This window comes from Roseburia sp. TF10-5, from assembly GCF_003462365.1.
Lineage (GTDB): Bacteria > Bacillota > Clostridia > Lachnospirales > Lachnospiraceae > Roseburia > Roseburia faecis.
Genome location: NZ_QTYW01000003.1, coordinates 227,677 through 245,964, shown reverse-complemented (window position 1 = coordinate 245,964; position 18,288 = coordinate 227,677). Strand labels below are relative to the sequence as shown.

The 18,288-nt window shown below is 47.7% G+C and carries 20 protein-coding genes and 2 pseudogenes; all 22 read right to left on the bottom strand.

Going from position 1 to position 18,288, the window contains the following annotated elements; genetic code table 11:
• Positions 1–49 precede the first annotated feature (49 nt).
• Entirely contained in the window at positions 50–1,345 is a 1,296-nt protein-coding gene (ltrA, locus tag DXD06_RS04965) for a group II intron reverse transcriptase/maturase (RefSeq protein WP_117830863.1), read from the bottom strand.
• 89 nt (positions 1,346–1,434) lie between these two features.
• Positions 1,435–1,614, bottom strand: coding sequence for a hypothetical protein (locus tag DXD06_RS04960; RefSeq protein ID WP_003020292.1), 180 nt, complete (start codon positions 1,612–1,614; stop codon positions 1,435–1,437).
• A gap of 232 nt (positions 1,615–1,846) precedes the next feature.
• On the bottom strand, positions 1,847–2,266 hold the full coding sequence (locus DXD06_RS04955; RefSeq protein ID WP_006573504.1) for a nuclear transport factor 2 family protein: 420 nt from the start codon (positions 2,264–2,266) through the stop codon (positions 1,847–1,849).
• Positions 2,267–2,401: 135 nt separating this feature from the next.
• Positions 2,402–2,746, bottom strand: coding sequence for a TnpV protein (locus DXD06_RS04950; RefSeq protein WP_117830862.1), 345 nt, complete (start codon positions 2,744–2,746; stop codon positions 2,402–2,404).
• Positions 2,743–4,314: pseudogene (locus DXD06_RS04945) on the bottom strand (DUF4368 domain-containing protein); the annotation flags it as partial. The gene DXD06_RS04950 and the pseudogene DXD06_RS04945, both read right to left, overlap by 4 nt.
• Positions 4,315–4,751: 437 nt before the next feature.
• Positions 4,752–5,210, bottom strand: coding sequence for a hypothetical protein (locus tag DXD06_RS04940; protein ID WP_117483095.1), 459 nt, complete (start codon positions 5,208–5,210; stop codon positions 4,752–4,754).
• A gap of 269 nt (positions 5,211–5,479) precedes the next feature.
• Positions 5,480–5,695 (bottom strand): annotated as a pseudogene (locus DXD06_RS17930) (hypothetical protein); the annotation flags it as partial.
• A gap of 527 nt (positions 5,696–6,222) precedes the next feature.
• The gene (locus DXD06_RS04930; RefSeq protein ID WP_117830860.1) at positions 6,223–6,585 is read right to left on the bottom strand and encodes a DUF3846 domain-containing protein; all 363 of its coding nucleotides are present in this window, start codon (positions 6,583–6,585) and stop codon (positions 6,223–6,225) included.
• A 14-nt stretch (positions 6,586–6,599) separates the two neighbouring features.
• Positions 6,600–6,854, bottom strand: coding sequence for a DUF6103 family protein (locus tag DXD06_RS04925; protein WP_015519964.1), 255 nt, complete (start codon positions 6,852–6,854; stop codon positions 6,600–6,602).
• 53 nt (positions 6,855–6,907) lie between these two features.
• Positions 6,908–7,579, bottom strand: coding sequence for a DUF5688 family protein (locus DXD06_RS04920; RefSeq protein WP_117830859.1), 672 nt, complete (start codon positions 7,577–7,579; stop codon positions 6,908–6,910).
• A gap of 9 nt (positions 7,580–7,588) precedes the next feature.
• Positions 7,589–7,942 (bottom strand): DUF6103 family protein, encoded by a 354-nt coding sequence (locus DXD06_RS04915; protein ID WP_117485267.1) that lies wholly within the window; start codon positions 7,940–7,942, stop codon positions 7,589–7,591.
• Between the two features lie 61 nt (positions 7,943–8,003).
• The gene (locus tag DXD06_RS04910) at positions 8,004–9,089 is read right to left on the bottom strand and encodes a C40 family peptidase (RefSeq protein WP_117830858.1); all 1,086 of its coding nucleotides are present in this window, start codon (positions 9,087–9,089) and stop codon (positions 8,004–8,006) included.
• On the bottom strand, positions 9,065–9,574 hold the full coding sequence (locus tag DXD06_RS04905; RefSeq protein WP_117830857.1) for a gamma-glutamylcyclotransferase family protein: 510 nt from the start codon (positions 9,572–9,574) through the stop codon (positions 9,065–9,067). The genes DXD06_RS04910 and DXD06_RS04905 overlap by 25 nt, the downstream gene beginning before the upstream one ends.
• 30 nt (positions 9,575–9,604) lie before the next feature.
• Positions 9,605–10,624: an amidoligase family protein gene (locus DXD06_RS04900; protein ID WP_117830856.1), complete on the bottom strand. Its 1,020-nt coding sequence runs from the start codon at positions 10,622–10,624 to the stop codon at positions 9,605–9,607.
• Positions 10,625–10,656: 32 nt separating this feature from the next.
• Positions 10,657–12,492, bottom strand: coding sequence for a VirB4 family type IV secretion system protein (locus tag DXD06_RS04895; protein WP_117830855.1), 1,836 nt, complete (start codon positions 12,490–12,492; stop codon positions 10,657–10,659).
• A complete protein-coding gene (locus DXD06_RS04890) occupies positions 12,485–13,057 on the bottom strand; it encodes a hypothetical protein (RefSeq protein ID WP_117830854.1) in 573 nt (190 codons plus the stop codon). Before DXD06_RS04890 ends, DXD06_RS04895 begins: the two co-directional genes overlap by 8 nt.
• Complete coding sequence (locus tag DXD06_RS04885) at positions 13,041–13,319, bottom strand: hypothetical protein (RefSeq protein WP_015519971.1); 279 nt, start codon at positions 13,317–13,319, stop codon at positions 13,041–13,043. Before DXD06_RS04885 ends, DXD06_RS04890 begins: the two co-directional genes overlap by 17 nt.
• Positions 13,300–14,721 carry a DNA cytosine methyltransferase gene (locus DXD06_RS04880; protein ID WP_117830853.1) on the bottom strand — a complete coding sequence of 474 codons (1,422 nt, stop codon included), beginning with the start codon at positions 14,719–14,721 and terminating at the stop codon, positions 13,300–13,302. Before DXD06_RS04880 ends, DXD06_RS04885 begins: the two co-directional genes overlap by 20 nt.
• A gap of 12 nt (positions 14,722–14,733) precedes the next feature.
• The gene (locus DXD06_RS04875; RefSeq protein WP_117830852.1) at positions 14,734–15,594 is read right to left on the bottom strand and encodes a conjugal transfer protein TrbL family protein; all 861 of its coding nucleotides are present in this window, start codon (positions 15,592–15,594) and stop codon (positions 14,734–14,736) included.
• Between the two features lie 25 nt (positions 15,595–15,619).
• On the bottom strand, positions 15,620–15,958 hold the full coding sequence (locus DXD06_RS04870) for a DUF3852 domain-containing protein (protein ID WP_006857287.1): 339 nt from the start codon (positions 15,956–15,958) through the stop codon (positions 15,620–15,622).
• A 29-nt stretch (positions 15,959–15,987) separates the two neighbouring features.
• Positions 15,988–16,455: a hypothetical protein gene (locus DXD06_RS04865; RefSeq protein ID WP_006857286.1), complete on the bottom strand. Its 468-nt coding sequence runs from the start codon at positions 16,453–16,455 to the stop codon at positions 15,988–15,990.
• Positions 16,456–16,462: 7 nt separating this feature from the next.
• Complete coding sequence (locus tag DXD06_RS04860; RefSeq protein ID WP_117830901.1) at positions 16,463–18,232, bottom strand: hypothetical protein; 1,770 nt, start codon at positions 18,230–18,232, stop codon at positions 16,463–16,465.
• Positions 18,233–18,288: the final 56 nt, after the last annotated feature.

The window sequence follows — 18,288 nt, the reverse complement described above, 5'->3', positions numbered from 1 at the left end:
TCCGTACGTGCGGCTTTCCCGCATACGGCTCCTCATAGTAACATTCGCTTCAATATAAACAATAGTACGTTTTAGGTTTTGCTAACGGGTAATACTTGAGCATTTCCACAAATCCATTCCATGTGTATGCCCGTCTACAACCTCTCCGATTCATGGCTTTGAATAGAAACTGTTGTACTCTATGCAGGAATGTTGTTATCTTCCGAAAATTCCATGTAACACCATAATACCGATAGTGTCCAATTAGTTTTACGTTCAACTCTTTAATTATTTCTCGCATTGGTCGATTTCGATTATCGTAAATCCAGTTCTTGTATGCTCTAACCTTTGGCTCAAACTTCTTCCTTGAAGTCTGTACCTTTGGCACGAAACCTCCCTTTCGGGTTTTGCTACAGTAGAAGGTAAATCCCAGAAAATCAAATGTTTCAGGCTTACATTCTCCTCTTGCTCTACGATTCTGCTCTGCAAATCTCCCAAATTCAATCAGTCTGCTTTTACTACTTTCCAGCTCCAGTCCAAACTTTTCCATTCGTTCCTTTAACTCTTTATAGTATCTTTCAGCTTCTGACTTATATTGAAATCCTGCAACAAAATCATCCGCAAAGTTGACGAGAAAACACTCTCCCTGCATTTCCCTTTGCACCACCAGCTTAAACCACAGCGTCAGCACATGATGCATGTATATATTTGCAAGCATCGGACTCATTACTGAGCCTTGTGCCGAACCTTCCTCTGTTGGCTCGAATTTTCCTTGCTCCATTATTCCTGCTTTAAGGTATTTACGTATTAGCCACAATAAGTTCCTATCCTGTATATTCCATTCAAGGAACTTCATCATCCAATCATGGTCGATATGGTCAAAGAAACCTTTGATATCGGCATCTACGATATAGCTGATTTTTCCATAGCTTATCCGTTGGTATACTTCTTTTATTGCTTCGTGACACCCCCTATTCGGTCTGAATCCATACATGCAGTTTAGGAATCTCGGTTCATAAATAGCTCCCAGTATTTTCTTCACTGCCATTTGTACAATCTTATCTTCATAGGAAGCAATCCCTAATGGTCGTTTCTTTCCATTTCCTTTAGGTATATATACCCTCAGTGACGGAAGTGGCTTAAAGGATTTGTTTTTCAACCTCTGTACCAGTTCCTTGATATTTCTATCAAGGTTCTTCCCATACTCATCCTTAGTTACCTTGTCAATTCCGACTGCTTTGTTCCCATCTAATTCCTTATGGCATTGCTTTAGCATATCTTCATTTATCAAGTGGTACACTGATGTAAATATAGGATGTTTTGATGTTGCCGATATCTCAGCTATTCTTACTAATTTCGTTTCCATTATTTCCTCCGTCCCTGAGTACGGATAATGTGTCCTCAGTAAGACCTTTACTATGCAATCCCCTTCCCTCCATCTGCATTGCCCGATTTCTACAGTACTATGGGATTGTCCGACCACCTACCATTCATTTGAAATCCTCCGTTTTCAGTTGCAACTTCATACTCTTCTTCGAGAAATGGCAGGTTCTCCCCAGTTGATGTGTATTCACAATGTAAAACATGATTGGTTCTCTGACTCCGCAGTGCCACATAATACTCGCCATATCGCATTACATGATATTGTCTTCCGCACCAGTTAAGACGTCGACCGACTGAAGTTAACGTTTCGAAGCTCAATCACTATTCAACCCTGCTTTCTTGCTGTCTACGCTTGTCAGATGCCGTTACCGGCATCATCCCAAGACTCGCTATTATCTGGTTGGCTAAACCTTGGATAAACCGGAATCCCACCGGCTTGACTACACACCCTTAGCTGGGCGCACAACTGGAATTTATAGTCCTCTCAAAACCAATTTGCTTTTTCTTCTCGAAATACGGGAATATCACTATCTCGATATGGATTGTAATTATGAAGATTGCAACCAAACTCTTTTAATGATTTTATTTTGTTATCCTGTGTCCATACAATTAAAGATATTCCGTCAAATTCTTCAACATTTCCATTATTCATTTTGTTTTTAAAATACCACTCCACGATTGTTTGATTGCCTTGATGAAAAAATTGCTTAATCTCCCAGACAAGAACACTTCCACGTGTATTCCATTCGTCAAACCAGTGCTTTACCGTTTTGCGGTTTTCATATTTAGGACTCCAACTCTCAGTATATACAACATCATCTGTAAAAATATTGTCAATTCCTAAATCTGCTTTCTTAATCCACATATCAAACCATAATCGGATAATTTTTTCTCTCTCGTTCATAAAGCACCTCCACAACTTCTGATTTGTTGCTTAATTTTTGTATTCAAATTATACCATAAAACTTGTGAACAGTTCTACCGCAACTTTGGACTATATGAGAAAAGTCCGAACAGTTTTCTGCCCGGACTTCCTCGCTCAATCATAAATCAATTCCGCTTTCACAATCTCCTCTGCCTGTGCCTTGCAAGCGTTCATCTGCCGCACCCATTCAATTTGGTTTTCGGCTTTCAGCCTTTCGGTCACGCCGTACTGCTTTGCCAGCTTCGGCACGATCAGCTCCATGCGGTTTCGTGCCGCTTCTTCAATCTCGGCGCAATGTTCAAAGAGCTTGTCGGATAGTACCAGTTCATTGAACAGTATCGGGCGGTGCATTTCCAGATACGCCTTGCGAAGTCTGCCGTAGTGTCCGAGGGGCTTGCTCTTGCGGATAACAATGTTCGGGATAAGATAATCTCCGTTCTGTGTGTAAGTGATATTCATGCTGTTTGTACTCCTTTCATTGGCTCTCTCTGCGGTAAACTGCTGACAGGGACGAATACGCCCTTTGCAATATCCTCTGCACGAATGGCGGCTTTCTTGGCTTCGATTTCTGCCTTTTTCCGCTCCTTGATTTTATCCTCGTATCGCTTCTGCGCTCCGCTGGCTTTACGCTTCAAGTAGTTCTGATGAAGTCTGTCCTTGCGTTCCTCTCGCTTGCGGATTTCTTCTAATTCCTCCGGGGTCAGCTCCACTTCTCCAAACGCCGGGGGAACGAAACGCCCAACAAAATTGAAGTAAATCTCAACCTCCTGTGTGGTCTGTATACTTCCTTTGCGGTCACGCTCATGCACAAGAATTTTCTCGATAAACTCGTTGAGCATGGCAATGGTCAGCTTGTCGAAGTTCTCATACTTACCAATCAGAGCGATAAAACGGTCAGCGTCCTTTTCGTGCTTCTCATAGCTCTTGACAGCCTTTTCCAGAACAGAGATTTCAGCGGTAAGCTCGGACTGTTCCTTTTCGTATTGAGCGTCCAGAGTGGCGTATCTGCTGTCGGACAGCTTGCCTAAAATGTTGTCCTCATAGATTTTGCAGAGCAGGACTTCCAGCTCGGAAACTCTCTGCTTTGCTGTGGCAAGGCGTGTCCGCTGTTTCCTGACCTCTGCCGTCTGCTGGCTGGACTGTGCTTCCTGCACCACACGGACAAACTCGGCTCTGTCATGCTTGGCATATTCTGCAATGGCTTTCAGCATTTCAGAGACAAGGGACAGTACCACATCTTCATTGATACGGTGCTGGGTCTTGCAGAGTGTCCCGCAAGGAACTTTTGTGTACTGTGAGCAGGTGTATTGAGAAATGCGCTTGCCGTTATTGGTGCGGTGGACATACATCTTGCCGCCGCAATCGGCACAATAAAGCAAGCCTGTGAGGGGAGCTGCTTCGCCCCAGCCGTACACATCTTTGAAAGTCTTATTCTTGTTCACGCCCTCGCCGTGCTGGGCAAGGTAAGCGGACGGAATGAGAATTTTTTCTTCTTTCAGCTTGCTGGCGATCTGATACGGACCGTAGCCCTCAATCGTCATGGCAAAGATACGCTTGACCACCTCTGCGGCTTCGGGGTCAACCAACCATTGGTCTCTGGCTTCGTTCCAGAGATAGCCGTAAATGACCGTGCCTGTGAGGTGCTTGCCGGACTTGCCTTTGGACTGGAAAGTGGAACGGATTTTACGGCTGGTGTCTCTGGCGTAATACTCGTTCATAATGTTGCGGAAAGGGGTAAAATCATCGTCCCCTCTGGCACTGTCCACGCCGTCATTGATGGCGATAAGGCGAACGCCACGCTGACGCAGGATTTCCATAATCTGACCGACTTTCAGATAGTCACGACCCATGCGACTCATGTCCTTGATACACAGATACTCCACATTCCCGGCTTCAACCTCTTTCATCATTGCCAAAAATCCGGGACGGTCAAAGCAAGTACCACTAATGCCATCGTCCGTGAAATGGACAATGTTCGTAAAGCCCTGCCGTGCGGCGAACTCCTCCAACATAGCCTTTTGTGATGTACTCTGTAAAGGGTGGTTTCTGCCACCTGAATACATAACGGCTGGCGGCTCATTTGTGGTGAATGTATGCAGCCGAAAGGCGGTGGTCAATCAATAGAATCCAGTATTTTCTTGATGGGCACACAGTACAGAGTATGAAAAAGCTGCTGAAACTCTCCTTTTCTGGATTGTTCAGCAGCTTTTTATGTAAAATCCTTTGCAAATATATCTGCCCCCACGCAGGGTTCCTTGTGCTGAGCAAATCTGTTAGAATAATCGGAATAAGTCGAACAGAATTATTCTATTCTCACATCAACCTTTTCGATATGGACATAAACCATTGGTAGAGTAACGATTATTTGGTTTCTCGGCTTTCGGGTGTTCTCAACGTAATAGCATACACTGTTTCCGCTTTTCCATCGGTTATGTTTCCACCGTATCGGAATAGTTCTGGCACTTTAATCGGGGCTGAACTCCTTATCAGTGATAACATAATTAAATTCATTTGTGCCGAAGATTTCTTTATCTAAATCTGTAATGGTAAATGTAGTTCCATCAAATTTCATATTTCCGCTGGTGCTATCAATGGTTGTATCGTTTTCCACAGTATTCAGATAAGCAATCCGGTCTCTGCCATGCAGTTCATAGGCTTGCCAACCATCCACCCCCTGAAAATAGGCTGTAACCTTGGCAAATGGTTCATCATTCTCCTTTTTGCAAACGAGATAACTGCTGCTATCCTCAGATACCCATGTAGCAGTCATTCCCCAAGGACCTTCCTTGCTGACATATTCTCCGAATTCATGATTGTTTGTCCAGGTAATTCCCAGGTAAGTCATAAATCCTACAACTACCAAGACAGCTACCAGAGCTACTGCAAGGATAACACCAATTACAGTCTTAGTTTTCTTTTTCATCTGAATCACTCCTTCTTAAATTTGTCTGTTAAGAAATTTTTGATTTAGCTTACGCTCACATTATATCAATATTCAAAAGGATAGTCAATTTAATCCGTCTAAGGGCGCACTTACTCACCACTCAAAAGTGGGCGGTGCTACTGCCTGCGGCAGTCGTGCGCTCTCCGAGGGGGGGACGGTTGCCTTCTTCGGCAGGTAGCACTATGCAGCCAAGAGGGGTTGACACCCCTCTGTTTTTACAAAGCCGTATTGCAATGCGAAATATCCCCTTGACAAATCGACTCCTGATTGGAAATGGAATTGCTCTCACGCTGTTGGTCATCATCTTTGCCAAAGTCATCACGGCTCAGTCGTTCGTACAGAGCTGTGATTTTCTCGTTTTTTCTCATAACTTGCGCTCCTTTCTTCGGTTTTAGGTTGTGTGTTCTAAGAGACTTCCCAACCGCTTGATTAAGAAGTCTTTTAGAGCATACAACACCTTGTTCCTGCAAATAGTTCCAATACTTTCATCGTCCCATTCTGGTAGTGGTGCGCACCTCACCCCATGGGACTACTCATTTCCTCCTTCTTTTTCCTCTGTCTATAGACTTTTTTCCCTGTTTCCGCAAAAGGCATAACTTCTGCCGGCCTTTACTGCCTGATTGCGCTGTAACAAAAATAAAAATGGCATAACCTTTCCGAATCTTCCAAAAAAGTTATGCCATGCTTAGAACTGCCCAACGGCTCTGCCGGTGGGTGTCTGACGGGTTAAGCCGCTCTTTTGCGGCATAACCCCTTTAACCTGCACTATTTTCGACCCTGTTTTACAGCCCCGTTTCATCCCCATTTTCGGAGTCTTGGATGCCTCCGCACTCCGGGTTTTCTGCTATTTTCTCCAAATCGGCTCATACAGGGCATAATACAGCCTAGTCGGTCACTTTATCCAGTTTTGCAGAATAACGGCACACGTTGCCACACGCAGGCTCACACGGCGGTGTCTGTGCCGTTTTCCTTCCATTGTCCTGTCACTTTCTTAAAAAGCGAGAATGGTCATATGTGGCTCCAGTTCCGATTCCTGCCCTGTAAACTGCTCAATCTCTCCAAATCGTCTGGTATATTCCTCGATCTGCTGCTCTGTCAGGGAAATGAAATCACCGTCCGGGATATCCCCGCAGATAAAAAATGGACCGCAGATGATGTCATCACCATTCCTGCGGTTCGGCTGCATTCCATTTATTTTTCCTTCAGCGTTGATTACTGCCACACATCCATCTCCCAAACCAACGCACTCAATGTCTCCCTCCACCTCTTCCTGACTTGCCTTAAAGTCATTCGCAATCTCCTTCACACAGGGAGGTTTCCCCGGCTCTACTTTCAGAATCTTTATCTTGTCCATGCTTCCTCCGTTCCCTACTCATTCTCCGCAGCACTGCCGGATGCCGCACTGTTTTTTCCCTGCTGGCGGTTTGCCTTTTTGATTGCAGGCGGCACATCCCCTCTGCTTTCAATGTATTCACGGACCGCCTGCGGCACATATTTCTCATACATTTTTCCAAGGACTTCCTTCAGTTCCGCATCAAAATCTGCGTCCTTTTTTCCCATATACTGTTTCACAGCATTTAACTTTTCCTCATCATATTTGATTGTAACGACTGCCTGTTTCATCACTTTACCTCCAAATTTAAACTCTCAGTTGAAATTATTTTCAGAAAAACACACTATTGATACAGCACCATTCCTGCCTGCTCTTCCTGCACGCTCCCCAGTATGACAGACAGCCTGTGCGTATCCCTGTCATATCGGTAAATCTCATCGGACAGATAATCTGCCTCCGGGAACGCCCTGTTTGCTCCATATACCCCATCCCTCAACCGTTCCATGTCCAGGCCTTCCCGCTCCACCATAAGATACACATCGTGGATGGATGCCGGAAGGACGATCAGATTTCCATCCAGCTTTTCTGCTGATTTTTGCAGCGTTGCCTCGTCCATCATGTACACCGCCCCATGATCCATGTTGTTGGTAAGGACATGAAAGTCGGCATCCGTCCTCCAGATTCTCTCCGGTTTTTTCTCCATCGAAAGGATATTCTGGTCATAGTGATGCCCGTAGGCATCCTCAAAATCCATAAGGAGCGGCGGACGTTTTGCAAACATATTTGCCCATGCATCCTGAAAAAGCACCTCTTCTTCTATCCCCCAATGCTCCATCTGCTCTCTGGTGACAAGTCCGCAGTCCCTCTGAAACTTTTCGTCATACCCGCTGAGACGGCATACCAGCATGAGGTTTTCCTTCTGCTGATGCGCCAGTCCGTCCCATTCCTCTCTGCCTGCCGCATTGCACACTTCCAGAAACAGACGGTCTTTTATTTTCTCTTCATATCCGTTCACTTATCCGCCTCACATTCCCATGTTCATCGTATTTTCTGCTGTCTCTTCCACGGTTTCCGGCACCGGCTCTCTCGGCTGCCCTTCCTGATTCTGTGTCTCCCTGCTCCGTCTGCCGGATGCTCTCTGCTGTCTTGTGCCTCCCGTTCTCTGGGATTCCTGCTCCTGATTTGCTGTCTCCTGTAGAGTTTCCATTCTACTCTCCACAAATTTTCTGACCTGTGCAGGAACATTTTTCTCATAAGATTTATCGAGATGGCTCTTCAACAGCTCCTCCACGGTTTTTCCTCCCTGCTCTGCCAGAAAAAAACTTAATGCCTCCAGTTTCTCCCCGGCAAATGTGATTTTTATTTCTTTTTCTGCCATATCGCTCCTCCTTCATTTCCATTTTTCTGGCGGAAAACAGATGCCTGCGGCATCAAAAAATTTACTGTGGCCTGCCATACAGTACCTGCTTATCGTTATCAAACAGGGGACGGTACACCACCTTCCCTTTGGAATAGGACGCATCCACGACCATGCCGTCTCCGGCATAGATTCCCACATGCGTGATGTTCATGTATCTTCCGTTTGGTTTGTGGCTCCAGAACACAAGGTCCCCCGGCTGCAGTGATTCCTTTGCAACCGTCAGGTTATGCTCCACCATATATCTTCCCTGCTCTGCCGCCGTTCCCGGCAGGGAGATTCCTATCTGCCTGTAACACCACAGCGTCAGGTAACTGCAGTCGACATAATTTCCGGTTCCGCGGAGTGCCTGCGAGTACGGATGCCCCAGTCTCGATAATGCAAGCTGTACGATATCACTTCCTTTCCCATTGGCCGGCAGATCATACACAGGGATATCCCCTGCCCCGTTCCAGCCGCTCCAGTCGGAAAATTCATCCCCCTCTGTAGGGGCCGCCGTGTCATACTTTGCCACATACCACACATTAACTGCATTGGACTGTTGTTCATAAGTTGCGGTAACTCCATAGTCGGATGCAAGTTTTTGGAAGATTTTTGTCTTATCCCCAATGGCAACTGCCACGGTATATTTTCCCAGCGTGACGGTCCCGTCCTCCTGCTCTGCGTTTTGTGTCCGTTCCTCATAATCCACAAAACAGTCTGCAAATTTTTTATAATCATCCGTCTCAAGCCGTACCCGGTCTGCGCCGAAATACAGAGAATAAAAAACGGATTTGACCAGATACCTGTCGCACAGTTCCCCTTCTGTCATGCCATCGATGTCATCTAATATGGCATCCAGCTCCGCAAAACTTTCCTGCATCTGGCGGACATAAGCCTGATAATCCGCAGGCATTCCATCCGGTACTTCCCCTCCATCGAATGCCAGATGCACTGCCGCCCGGTTATGTTCTGTTCCGCCGGAGGCAATGCTGATGTAGCACATGACGGCAAGGATGACCGGAAGGCACAGGGCTGCCAGTACGGAGGCAATCCCTGTCCACACTTTTTTATTGGTTCCGGCTGCTATGGCTGCCCTTGCGATCAGAGCGGCAGTTGCTGGCTCCATGGTGCTTCCTCCATTCTCTCTGCTTCCATCTCCTGTTTCATTCGTTCCCTGCTCTTTTCAACACCTGCCATCAGAACATCCTCATCAAATCCCGCCTCCTGATATCCGGTGCGGATGGTAGCAAGGTAATATTCCGAAGGGACTCCCATGGCATACCCCTCCGTCATGGTATATGCCATCATTTTCTCCCGTTTTCCATCCATCTCCACTTCCAGCATTTCTTTTCCATACAGTCTCGGATATCCCTCATAACGGTCGAGGTTAAACTCATCTCTCGGACTGATCTCCCAGATCAACACCGGCACACTTTCTCCTTTTTTCGGCTCCACCGTAGCTACCGCCCCGTTCCTGTTTCCACGGAACAACAGCTCATAGTCCTTGATTTCCCCGGTTCCTACCACCTTTGCATCGGGGCAGCGCAGTGCCATCTGCGCCCGGTTTAAGTTCGAGCCGTATGCAATATATCTTCTTCCTGTCATATTCATATTCTTTTTCCTTTCTCTGCGTTTTTGTTTTTACATGGTCATGTTCATTCCCTGTGCATCCTCCGGCACCTCTTCTTCCATGCTGTCTGCCTGCTGTGCATTTCCGGTTTCCAGTTCTTTCTTTTCTTTCATCGCACGCAGTCTTTCCTTCTGTCTCACTGCCTGTTCCGGATCCTTCCATGCAATGCCGCCCTCCAGATTTTCCAGAAGAAACTTCCGCGCCGTCTTAAATTCATCCCCGATCATTCCCAGCCTTAACAGCCAGGTACGGAATGTATATTTTTCGTTGGTGCTGGCAGTCTTGATCCGGCTGGCACATTTCTGGTTCAATGCCTGCGCAGAAATGGCAAGGCAGAGCTGGATATATGCCTTTATTTTTCCTGCATGGGTGGTGGAGTTAAACAGCCGGAACTCAATCGTTCCCTTCTGGAACACGCTGTGCAGATTCAGACAGTGGTAACGGCTTTCATGGTAATGCCTGTGCCTTCCATCAACCCCCTTGTACCAGATCCTGCTCACTTCCTCCAGACTCTTTGGCTTCTTCCGGTTCAGTTCCTGCAAAAAGTCCTCTTCCACCTTCTGGCAGTAACGATGCTCCCTCTCTACATCTACCTGAAGTGCCTTATAGATCAAATCTTCCTTGCTGTACATGATGTTGGTGATGTTCCGCAGTGTCCTTGCATCATGGGGTGCCGCATTGATATGCACATGGATGCCTGTATTCTTTCCTGCCACTGCACCTGCATGCCGGAGCTGCCGGATGAGTTCCTGTATGACAGGGATATCCGCATATTCACAGATGGGGGAAACAAATTCTACCTTGTACTCACTCCCCGCATAACCGCCGCCTTTTTTCTGCGCCTCAATGCTGGAATCATACATGACTTTCCACCTACGGCCTGCCGCATCCCTGACACTGTACACTTCATAGCTTCCACCGTCATAGCTGGCCGCAGAGGAAAAATAGGCTGCCATGACCTCCGCAGCACGCTGTCTGGTAATGCCTGTCATCTCGATCTCAATGCCGAATTTCTGCTCCCTCATGTCCATAGTCTGGCATCCCTCCTTCCTTTTTCCCTGTCTTATCGTCCTCCGGCACTTCCGAACAGTTTCTCCTTGTACTCCGGTGCATGTACCATGAGGTTGTAACGTTCATTGCCGCATTTATAGAGGCACACGCCCCTCTGCGGATAACGGATCAGGTTGTATTCACTCTGCTCAAGCTGCAAGGTATCGATATAAAATCTGGAATCGATGTTTCCCGCATTGAACAGGAATACATGGGTTGGGATGGAAAACAGCGGTTTCGTGTACTCCCGGATTCCATCGATATTGAAGTCCTCCAGATTCTGGCTGGCAAGGATGACGGCACTGTCCTTTTTACGTACACGTTTCATAAAGTTGCGGATATATTCCACGGCGGTCAGGTTGGTAAGGAACAGATAAAACTCATCAATGCAGGCTGCCGTATGCCCATTGGTCAGAAGTTCATTGGACATGTAGGAAAGCACATTAAACAGCATGGCATCCTTCACATTTTTGCTCGCCTGAAGCAGTCCCTTGACACCGAAAGTCAGAAAACTGCTGTCCGTGATGTTTGTATGTCCGTTAAAAAATTTGGACTCCGCTCCCTTACACATGGAGTGAAGTCCAAGACAGATTTCCTGCAGAAGCTCTGCGGTATACAGTTGTTTCTTCTTCGCATCGTAATGCTTATATTCCTCCTCCATCAGATCGTAAAGGTCAGACAGGATCGGGTAATCCTTTGGCGTAAGCCTGCCAAAGTCCGTATCATCCCCTATGTTCCACTTCTCATAAAGTTTCGCTAACATGATCTCTATCGTATCAAGCTGGCTGTCCGTAAAATTCTTATAGCTTCGGAAAAAGTCTTTTAAGAAGGAAATATGCTGGCTTAATTTTGAGGAACAGCGGAACGCATAGGGTGCCTCTGTATCTTCCGGGCTGCCGTTTTCATCCCATGTTTTGGGTTCTAACACATTGATGATATACTCCCCGCTCATCAAATCCACAAAACAGCCTCCCAGATTTCCGGTCAAATCCACATATTCATGCTCCGGGTCCAGGCAGATAACTTTCATCCCGGACTCCCGCAGGATGGTCTGTATCAGTTTTAACAGGTAGGATTTTCCCTGCCCGGAGTTTCCAAGGATGAGGATATTGGCATTGGTCTTGTCATCCGCTCTCTGGTTGAAATCTACAATGACATTGCTTCCAAACTTATCCCTCCCGATATAAAATCCGTTCTTATCGGTCTTGCCGGAGTAGTTGAACGGGAACAGGTTCGCCACACTCGAAGCCGGAAGCGCACGTTCAAACTGTTCCAGAAAGACATTCCTGCCAGCCGGATGCACACATAGGAACCCCTGCTTCTGGCGCAGCAGCAGCTTATCCACGTTCAGTTTGGAACGGATGAGTTCTGTCAACACTTCGGTCTGCAACAACTTCAACTTATTCATGTCCGCTGCGGATAACTCCAGATACACAGCCGTATGCAGCAACGGCTCCCTGTTGCGGTGCATGGTCGCAATGATGTTGGTCACATCCTGCAGGTTGCTCGCTGCCGTGACTGTCTCCTGTAAATTTTCTGTATTCCCCTGCTTCATGCGGTTCTTATTTGCCGCATTGCTGATGATTTTTTTCTCCTCTGCCGGTGTGACCTGTCTGGTATAGATACGCAGTGTCACGCCATCCTTCTCCCCAAGGTGGCGCAGGATCGCCTGCTCATCCGTTGCAGTCGGATATTCCCGGAGTGCCCAGACACTGCGGAACGTATTCCCGCAGATATAATGATCCGTGTAAAACTGGATGACGGACGGTGCGATCATGTCAAGAAAACTCTTAAGCCTCTCTTCCCCCGGTGTCTGTGTCTGTGTTTTTTTCTTTCTGTTGTTATTCATTTAAAATGATCCACCTCTCTCCATCAAATTCTTCAAATTTTTCCGTTGTGACATTCTGTTCAAAGTAAACAGCCAGTATCCTCTTCATGTCCTCCTCATCCGCTCTTTTGGATGTAAATCCCTGTTCCACCAGCATTTTTTCGATACGGTTTAAGTAAGCGAACACCTCATTCTCCTTCTGGTTTCTCAGCCGGATAATCAGTAAAAACTCCCTCGCCGTTGCCATCTGCACCTGCATCCGGTCAAGGTGTCCTGCATCCAGTTCCAGCAGTTTCCGCACAGTCGGGTTGGTTTCTTCCTCCGCGCGGTTCTTTAAATATCTTTTGTTGTCCTCAAAATTTTCACGGGAATTTAAGCACATCATCTCGATTTCCGTGATGCCTTTTAATACCGTCATGAGTCCATAGATTCTTGCGGAAAGGCTCTCCTCCGACAACACGGACAGGTTGCTCGGCTGGATCAGAAAATAGACCAGCTCGTCCTTCCGGTAGGTGCGGATGCTGTAATCCGACAGTTCTTTTGTCCCCATCAGATCCCTTGTGGACTGTTCATTCTTCCGTTTCATTTGCGGTATACCTCCATTCATAATGCTGCTGTTCCACCAAAAAATACGCACATGCATAGCGGATAAATTTTAAGATGGTGGTATCCTCCACCTGTATCGTTAAAAATGCGTATACACCTGCTATCACCATCGGGAACCACAGTTTTGCATAGGCAAATGCAAACACGGATATCAGTACGATGATTCCTGTCACTGCAAGGTCTTTTAGCTCCCACAGCCACATACTCGCTTTCGATTTCAGATTATCCGGGTATATGTACATCCCGTTCTCCCTCCTGTCTTTCTAAAAAATAAGCAATGCCACAGAGGATATATTCCACACACGGCACTGCCACGCTGTTTCCCAATGCCCGGTACCGGACACTGTCACTTGCTCCCGGAATGTCCGTCCAGTGGTCCGGGAATCCCATAAGTCTTTCACACTCAAGCGGTATGAGTTTCCTCACACGCTTTTTTCTCTGCAGGTCATCCGTGTATGCCACACAGTGCCTGTCCTCTGTTGTCAGCGTATAACTGACTCCCTGCTGATAGCCGCAGCCGTTTCCCCCGTTTTTATCCTGACGGTTGATGACATTTCCGGCGATGCAGTAGGGTTCTCCATGAACAGCAAGCGGCGTATTGTTGCCTCCCGTCCCCAGTGCAGAAGTAATGGTCTGTGCCACTTTCACCGGTCCGCTGTAGCGGGTGTCCGGTCCGTGATTGTCAAACAGGATCGGCTGGTTATTGCCTGCCATCCCTGCCGCTGCTGTAATGGTCGGACAATATCCGATCCCGATTTCTGCATTTGCCTGACTGCTCGCCATGATAATGGGCGGTGTGCTTGAACTGTGTGCCAGAAGTGTACCGATAAGGTTCCGGTACACATCCATCCGCTGTCCTCCCTGATCCATCAGACACACTATGTCGGCTCCTGTGCCTGCATCAAAAGTGCCGCCTCCAAGATCGGCGGCAGCTTTTTTCCTCTGTTCCCTGCTCTCCTGATAATGCCTCCACACGCTTTCGGACTCAAATAATATCTCTCCGGCACTGTGGCCTCCAAAATCTGCGATAAGGAAGATTCTTCGGCGTCTCTGGGGGACTCCCCAAAATTGAGCGTCCAGTACCCTCCAAGCAACAGAGAATTCCTGTCCCAGAATAATCCCGGCAGGAGTCCATGCCCCATCCGGCGATCCAGGTAAAGATACGGACTCCTCCGATATACCACAGACTTCTTCGAGGACTCTCTTAAAATCTGCTCCTTTTGGTTCTCCGCTTGAGAAGGCTCCCGGCACATTTTCCCAGACCATATACCGAGGTCGAACAGGGACATCTGCTCTCCTTCCACTGCTGTTTTTCCTCCTTTCCTCCTGCCTGCGCATTTCTTTTATGATGCGTACCTGCTCTAAAAAGAGACCGGAACGCATCCCCGCAAGTCCTGCGCGTCTCCCGGCAATGGATAAGTCCTGACATGGCGAACCCCCGGCTATCACATCCACAACCGGGAGGTTTTCCCCATGCAGTTTTGTAATGTCTCCCATGTGTTTCATCTCCGGGAACCGGTGCATGGTAACTGCCATGGGAAACTTTTCTATCTCACTCGCCCACACAGGCCGTATGCCATTTCTTTTTGCCGCCAATGGAAATCCCCCGATCCCATCGAACAGACTCCCCAGCTTTTTCTCCATCCTTCCACCGCCTTATGCTGCCACTGCTTTGACAACCGTTTTTGAAATGTTGATGGCTGTCTGCGCTGCATAGACTCCGCTCATCAGGTTTGCCTTTGTGCTGGTGTCCAGTCCGAACTGTCCGGCAATCCTCGGCACCTCCGTGGAGGAAAGCATGACACCCAGGCCAAGCAGAGGATGGTCCTTGAAGATCATGAGTCCTGCCGTGAGCATGGTGGACTGCAGGAAAGCGGTGAGACAGATTCCAATGATCTGCTTGCACCACTGGGTAAAACCGTCAATATATCCTCTTGGAACAGAAAACATATAAAGGCTTCCGACTGCGATCTGTATGAGCAGGATGCCTCCCCTTTTCAGATTTCCGAAGAACACTTTTATCACGGCATACCCCATCATCACGGCACAGAATATCTGCAGGATCGGATTCCCTACTCCTGGCATGGTGGCTGACATAAGCACCTGCTGTGCGGTCATCCCGATGCTTTCCGCATCTGTAATGCCGGATAATGCCGATCCGAAGGAACTCTGCAGCGACACACTTAAGGAATATAAGTTGACCGGAAGAATGGAAAACAGGCTGACCGCCATAAATCCCTTGACATAGTTTAAGGCAGTATCCTTGATGCTGCCCCTTCCCCCCTGATACTCTATAGCACATTCAAAAGCTCCGACCACCAGCCCTACCACAAACAATGCCCAGCCAAGCCAGCCAAAAAAAGTGGTAATTGCATTTACCCACGGCAGGTCAAACAATTCCACTCCCATATTGTTCATCATTGCAAAAAAATCATTGAGAAATCCAACGATCTTCCCATACAGCCAGTCGATGATCTGGTCTAGTACGGTTTCCGCAACAAAATCAAATATAAACATCTGACACCTTCTTTCTCACCATCCCCTATATGCCAAGGATTTTCCAGATATAGGTCGGTGCCGTCAGCGTGAATACCAGACACGCAAACAGGATTGCGGGTGCCGCCCATTCAAACTGTCCGTGTTTTCGGTAATCGAAGTATGCCGTACCCAGCTTTGCAAAGAAGAATACGGCAAGTATCAGGTCGATTGCCGGAAACACCACCTTATTGACTACTGTCTTGATCTGTGCGGAGGCATCCTGCCATGTACCCTCGATTGCGCCTGCCACATCCCCTTTCCCTGACGCATATACTGTAGTTCCAAACATCATCGTAAGTGCAAGCACCATCACTGCCATCATCATCCATTTCTTTTTCTTCATCTGATCTTCCTTTCCTTTTTTCTGTTTTTTTACTGCATTTTCATTTCACTGGTCTGGTCCGGTTCTTCCAAAAGGTCTGTCATCTCATAAATGACAGGATTCTCCCAGAACTTTAAATCTCCACGGTATCCGAGTTTTAAGTGGCTAAACTCTTCCGCAAGCTCCCTTACGGACTCCGGGGCATTGGGTGGAAGTTCCTGATTCCAGATCACCCATTCCCCGCTCTGGTAGCGCGGGGTAAGTTCTAAAACTACATAATCCTCCGGTACAAATGCCGGGTAACGCTGCAGCCTGCCGCTCGCATCATAATAAGCTGCTCCCTCCTGCATCACCGTGAGTGACATAAGCCGCAGCGTATCTGCAAGGGATTTCGTGAACCATGTTTCCCGGTCACAAAATTTCCGTATCCTTCCATCCCTTAAGATGGATTCCAGATTTTCTTTTCTGGTGTAATGGTACAGCAGTCCTTCCGGCTTTTGGATTCTCTCATATCCCATCGGTTTCCTACCTCACATTCTGCGGTGCGATATGCCAGTCATCCCACAGGCTTCCAGATATCTGCACAGCGTTTGACAGGTTCACGGAAAGCATTCCATCCGGTGTCCAGCAGTCGAGCAGGTACGTGTATACCCGGTACTCCCCGTCCGGCATCCAGACCGGTGTGAAATGTGTCCTCCGGTAATAAGTGGAATACTCATTATTCTTAAATTCAAAGACCGCACTGTATCCATTTCTGGTTCTCTCTAAAAGCCGCCAGTAGGTTTCGTAATAAAATTCCGGGAAGTAACTGACTGCTGTCTGCGGTGCTGTTGTTGCGGATGTCTGGCTGCTCGATGCCCTTGCACTCAGGGAAACATTCACACCATACCCGCTTTTGGTAACCATGCCGTCCGCGGTCGGTGCCTTCTCATCCGTGACCAGATGCATATCTGCGGTCAGGGATGCCGAATAATGTTTCTCTTCAAATTCCCACCAGCCTTCATCCACATACTCGCCATCATCCTGCCAGTATCCATGGCTCTGTGTGCATCCTGCCTCACAGCTTGCCGAATGATCCTCTGACTCCCAGTTCCAGTCACTGTGCCATACCCATTTTTCCTTCCACTTGGCTTTCCAGACACTCCATGCCGCCTGTGTCTTTTCTGGATTTACAGGCATCACTGCATTTTCTTTCCGGTAGCTGTCATTTCTGTCATCTGCAACAGGATTTGGCGGTGGATTGTCATCCAGATCCACAATGTTCGCCGTGATGGTTCCCCGGCTCACGGATGCACTGCCTCCTCTGGCGGTCACGCTAATCGTGATGTGCTGTTCCGTGGACGGGGTATGCCATTTTACCCACACGAGCTGCTGTCCGTCCTCCGGGTAATACACATTTTCAACCTTGTAGCTTCTTCCCAGAATAGAAAATGTCACGGTGACGGAGTTGTCCGGATCACTCTGTCCTCCACTGACCGTGACCGCCGTTATCACATCCGTATCCACACGGTATTCATAGTCCGCTTCGATGACTTCCGGTGTGACCACCTCATTAAACCGCACGATGCCAAGTCCTAATGCGCGGATGATATCCTCATCATTCGCTTTCTCTGTCTTAGAGCCGCTCCACGCCGGATATCCTAAATCCGATGTTTCCAAAAACATGGCAAGCGGCAGGTTTTTATGGGACAGGGATGGCATTTTCTTTCGCAACAGGCCACCCCTTAACTGGTTGTATTTTGCCGCTTCCGTGGCGGTAAACGCAGTCCGGACTCCCTCAAACGTCACATATGCAATCGGCTCTAATAACAGCTTGTACTCTCCGTTTGTCAGCGTCTGGAAATCCATGCCGACATATCCTGCAATGGCTCTGATCACCTGCTCGTCCGTAAAGTACTGTTTGATGGCTGCAAGGTTTGCCCCTCCTCTTGAAGTACTGATAATCTGTGGCAGGGACTGTGCTGGATTATAAAATGTATAGCCTCCCATCCTTGCAGAAAGTCCTGCGCCATTCCTGTAGGAAGTCTTGCTTACTTTTCCAAAATGCACCCGGATATCAGTCGGATGCTTGTTGGTAAGGTCAATGGATGCTGATGCAACTGCACCATCACTGGCTCTGATTACCGTTACGCGCACACCCTCATCGTGGCTGCTCCAAAAATTAGTTCCCGTTCCTGCTCCCATACCTCCACCGCCATTGTCGATGTTCCCTTCCCCGGCTGCATAAACCGATACCGGCATTGCCATGGCAAGCATAATTGCAAGAAGCAATACTACTTGTTTTAATAACTTCATCTCTTTTTCCTCACAAAAAAAGCAGACCGTTTTTACGAATCTGCTTTTCACTAACA

Bases quoted from the DNA above. Each gene is read 5' to 3' on its own strand.
- ltrA (WP_117830863.1), bottom strand. From the start codon at position 1,345: ATGGAAACGAAATTAGTAAGAATAGCTGAGATATCGGCAACATCAAAA.
- DXD06_RS04960 (WP_003020292.1), bottom strand. From the start codon at position 1,614: ATGCGATATGGCGAGTATTATGTGGCACTGCGGAGTCAGAGAACCAAT.
- DXD06_RS04955 (WP_006573504.1), bottom strand. From the start codon at position 2,266: ATGAACGAGAGAGAAAAAATTATCCGATTATGGTTTGATATGTGGATT.
- DXD06_RS04950 (WP_117830862.1), bottom strand. From the start codon at position 2,746: ATGAATATCACTTACACACAGAACGGAGATTATCTTATCCCGAACATT.
- DXD06_RS04940 (WP_117483095.1), bottom strand. From the start codon at position 5,210: ATGAAAAAGAAAACTAAGACTGTAATTGGTGTTATCCTTGCAGTAGCT.
- DXD06_RS04930 (WP_117830860.1), bottom strand. From the start codon at position 6,585: ATGGACAAGATAAAGATTCTGAAAGTAGAGCCGGGGAAACCTCCCTGT.
- DXD06_RS04925 (WP_015519964.1), bottom strand. From the start codon at position 6,854: ATGAAACAGGCAGTCGTTACAATCAAATATGATGAGGAAAAGTTAAAT.
- DXD06_RS04915 (WP_117485267.1), bottom strand. From the start codon at position 7,942: ATGGCAGAAAAAGAAATAAAAATCACATTTGCCGGGGAGAAACTGGAG.
- DXD06_RS04910 (WP_117830858.1), bottom strand. From the start codon at position 9,089: ATGGAGCCAGCAACTGCCGCTCTGATCGCAAGGGCAGCCATAGCAGCC.
- DXD06_RS04905 (WP_117830857.1), bottom strand. From the start codon at position 9,574: ATGAATATGACAGGAAGAAGATATATTGCATACGGCTCGAACTTAAAC.
- DXD06_RS04900 (WP_117830856.1), bottom strand. From the start codon at position 10,624: ATGGACATGAGGGAGCAGAAATTCGGCATTGAGATCGAGATGACAGGC.
- DXD06_RS04895 (WP_117830855.1), bottom strand. From the start codon at position 12,492: ATGAATAACAACAGAAAGAAAAAAACACAGACACAGACACCGGGGGAA.
- DXD06_RS04890 (WP_117830854.1), bottom strand. From the start codon at position 13,057: ATGAAACGGAAGAATGAACAGTCCACAAGGGATCTGATGGGGACAAAA.
- DXD06_RS04885 (WP_015519971.1), bottom strand. From the start codon at position 13,319: ATGTACATATACCCGGATAATCTGAAATCGAAAGCGAGTATGTGGCTG.
- DXD06_RS04880 (WP_117830853.1), bottom strand. From the start codon at position 14,721: ATGGAGAAAAAGCTGGGGAGTCTGTTCGATGGGATCGGGGGATTTCCA.
- DXD06_RS04875 (WP_117830852.1), bottom strand. From the start codon at position 15,594: ATGTTTATATTTGATTTTGTTGCGGAAACCGTACTAGACCAGATCATC.
- DXD06_RS04870 (WP_006857287.1), bottom strand. From the start codon at position 15,958: ATGAAGAAAAAGAAATGGATGATGATGGCAGTGATGGTGCTTGCACTT.
- DXD06_RS04865 (WP_006857286.1), bottom strand. From the start codon at position 16,455: ATGGGATATGAGAGAATCCAAAAGCCGGAAGGACTGCTGTACCATTAC.
- DXD06_RS04860 (WP_117830901.1), bottom strand. From the start codon at position 18,232: ATGAAGTTATTAAAACAAGTAGTATTGCTTCTTGCAATTATGCTTGCC.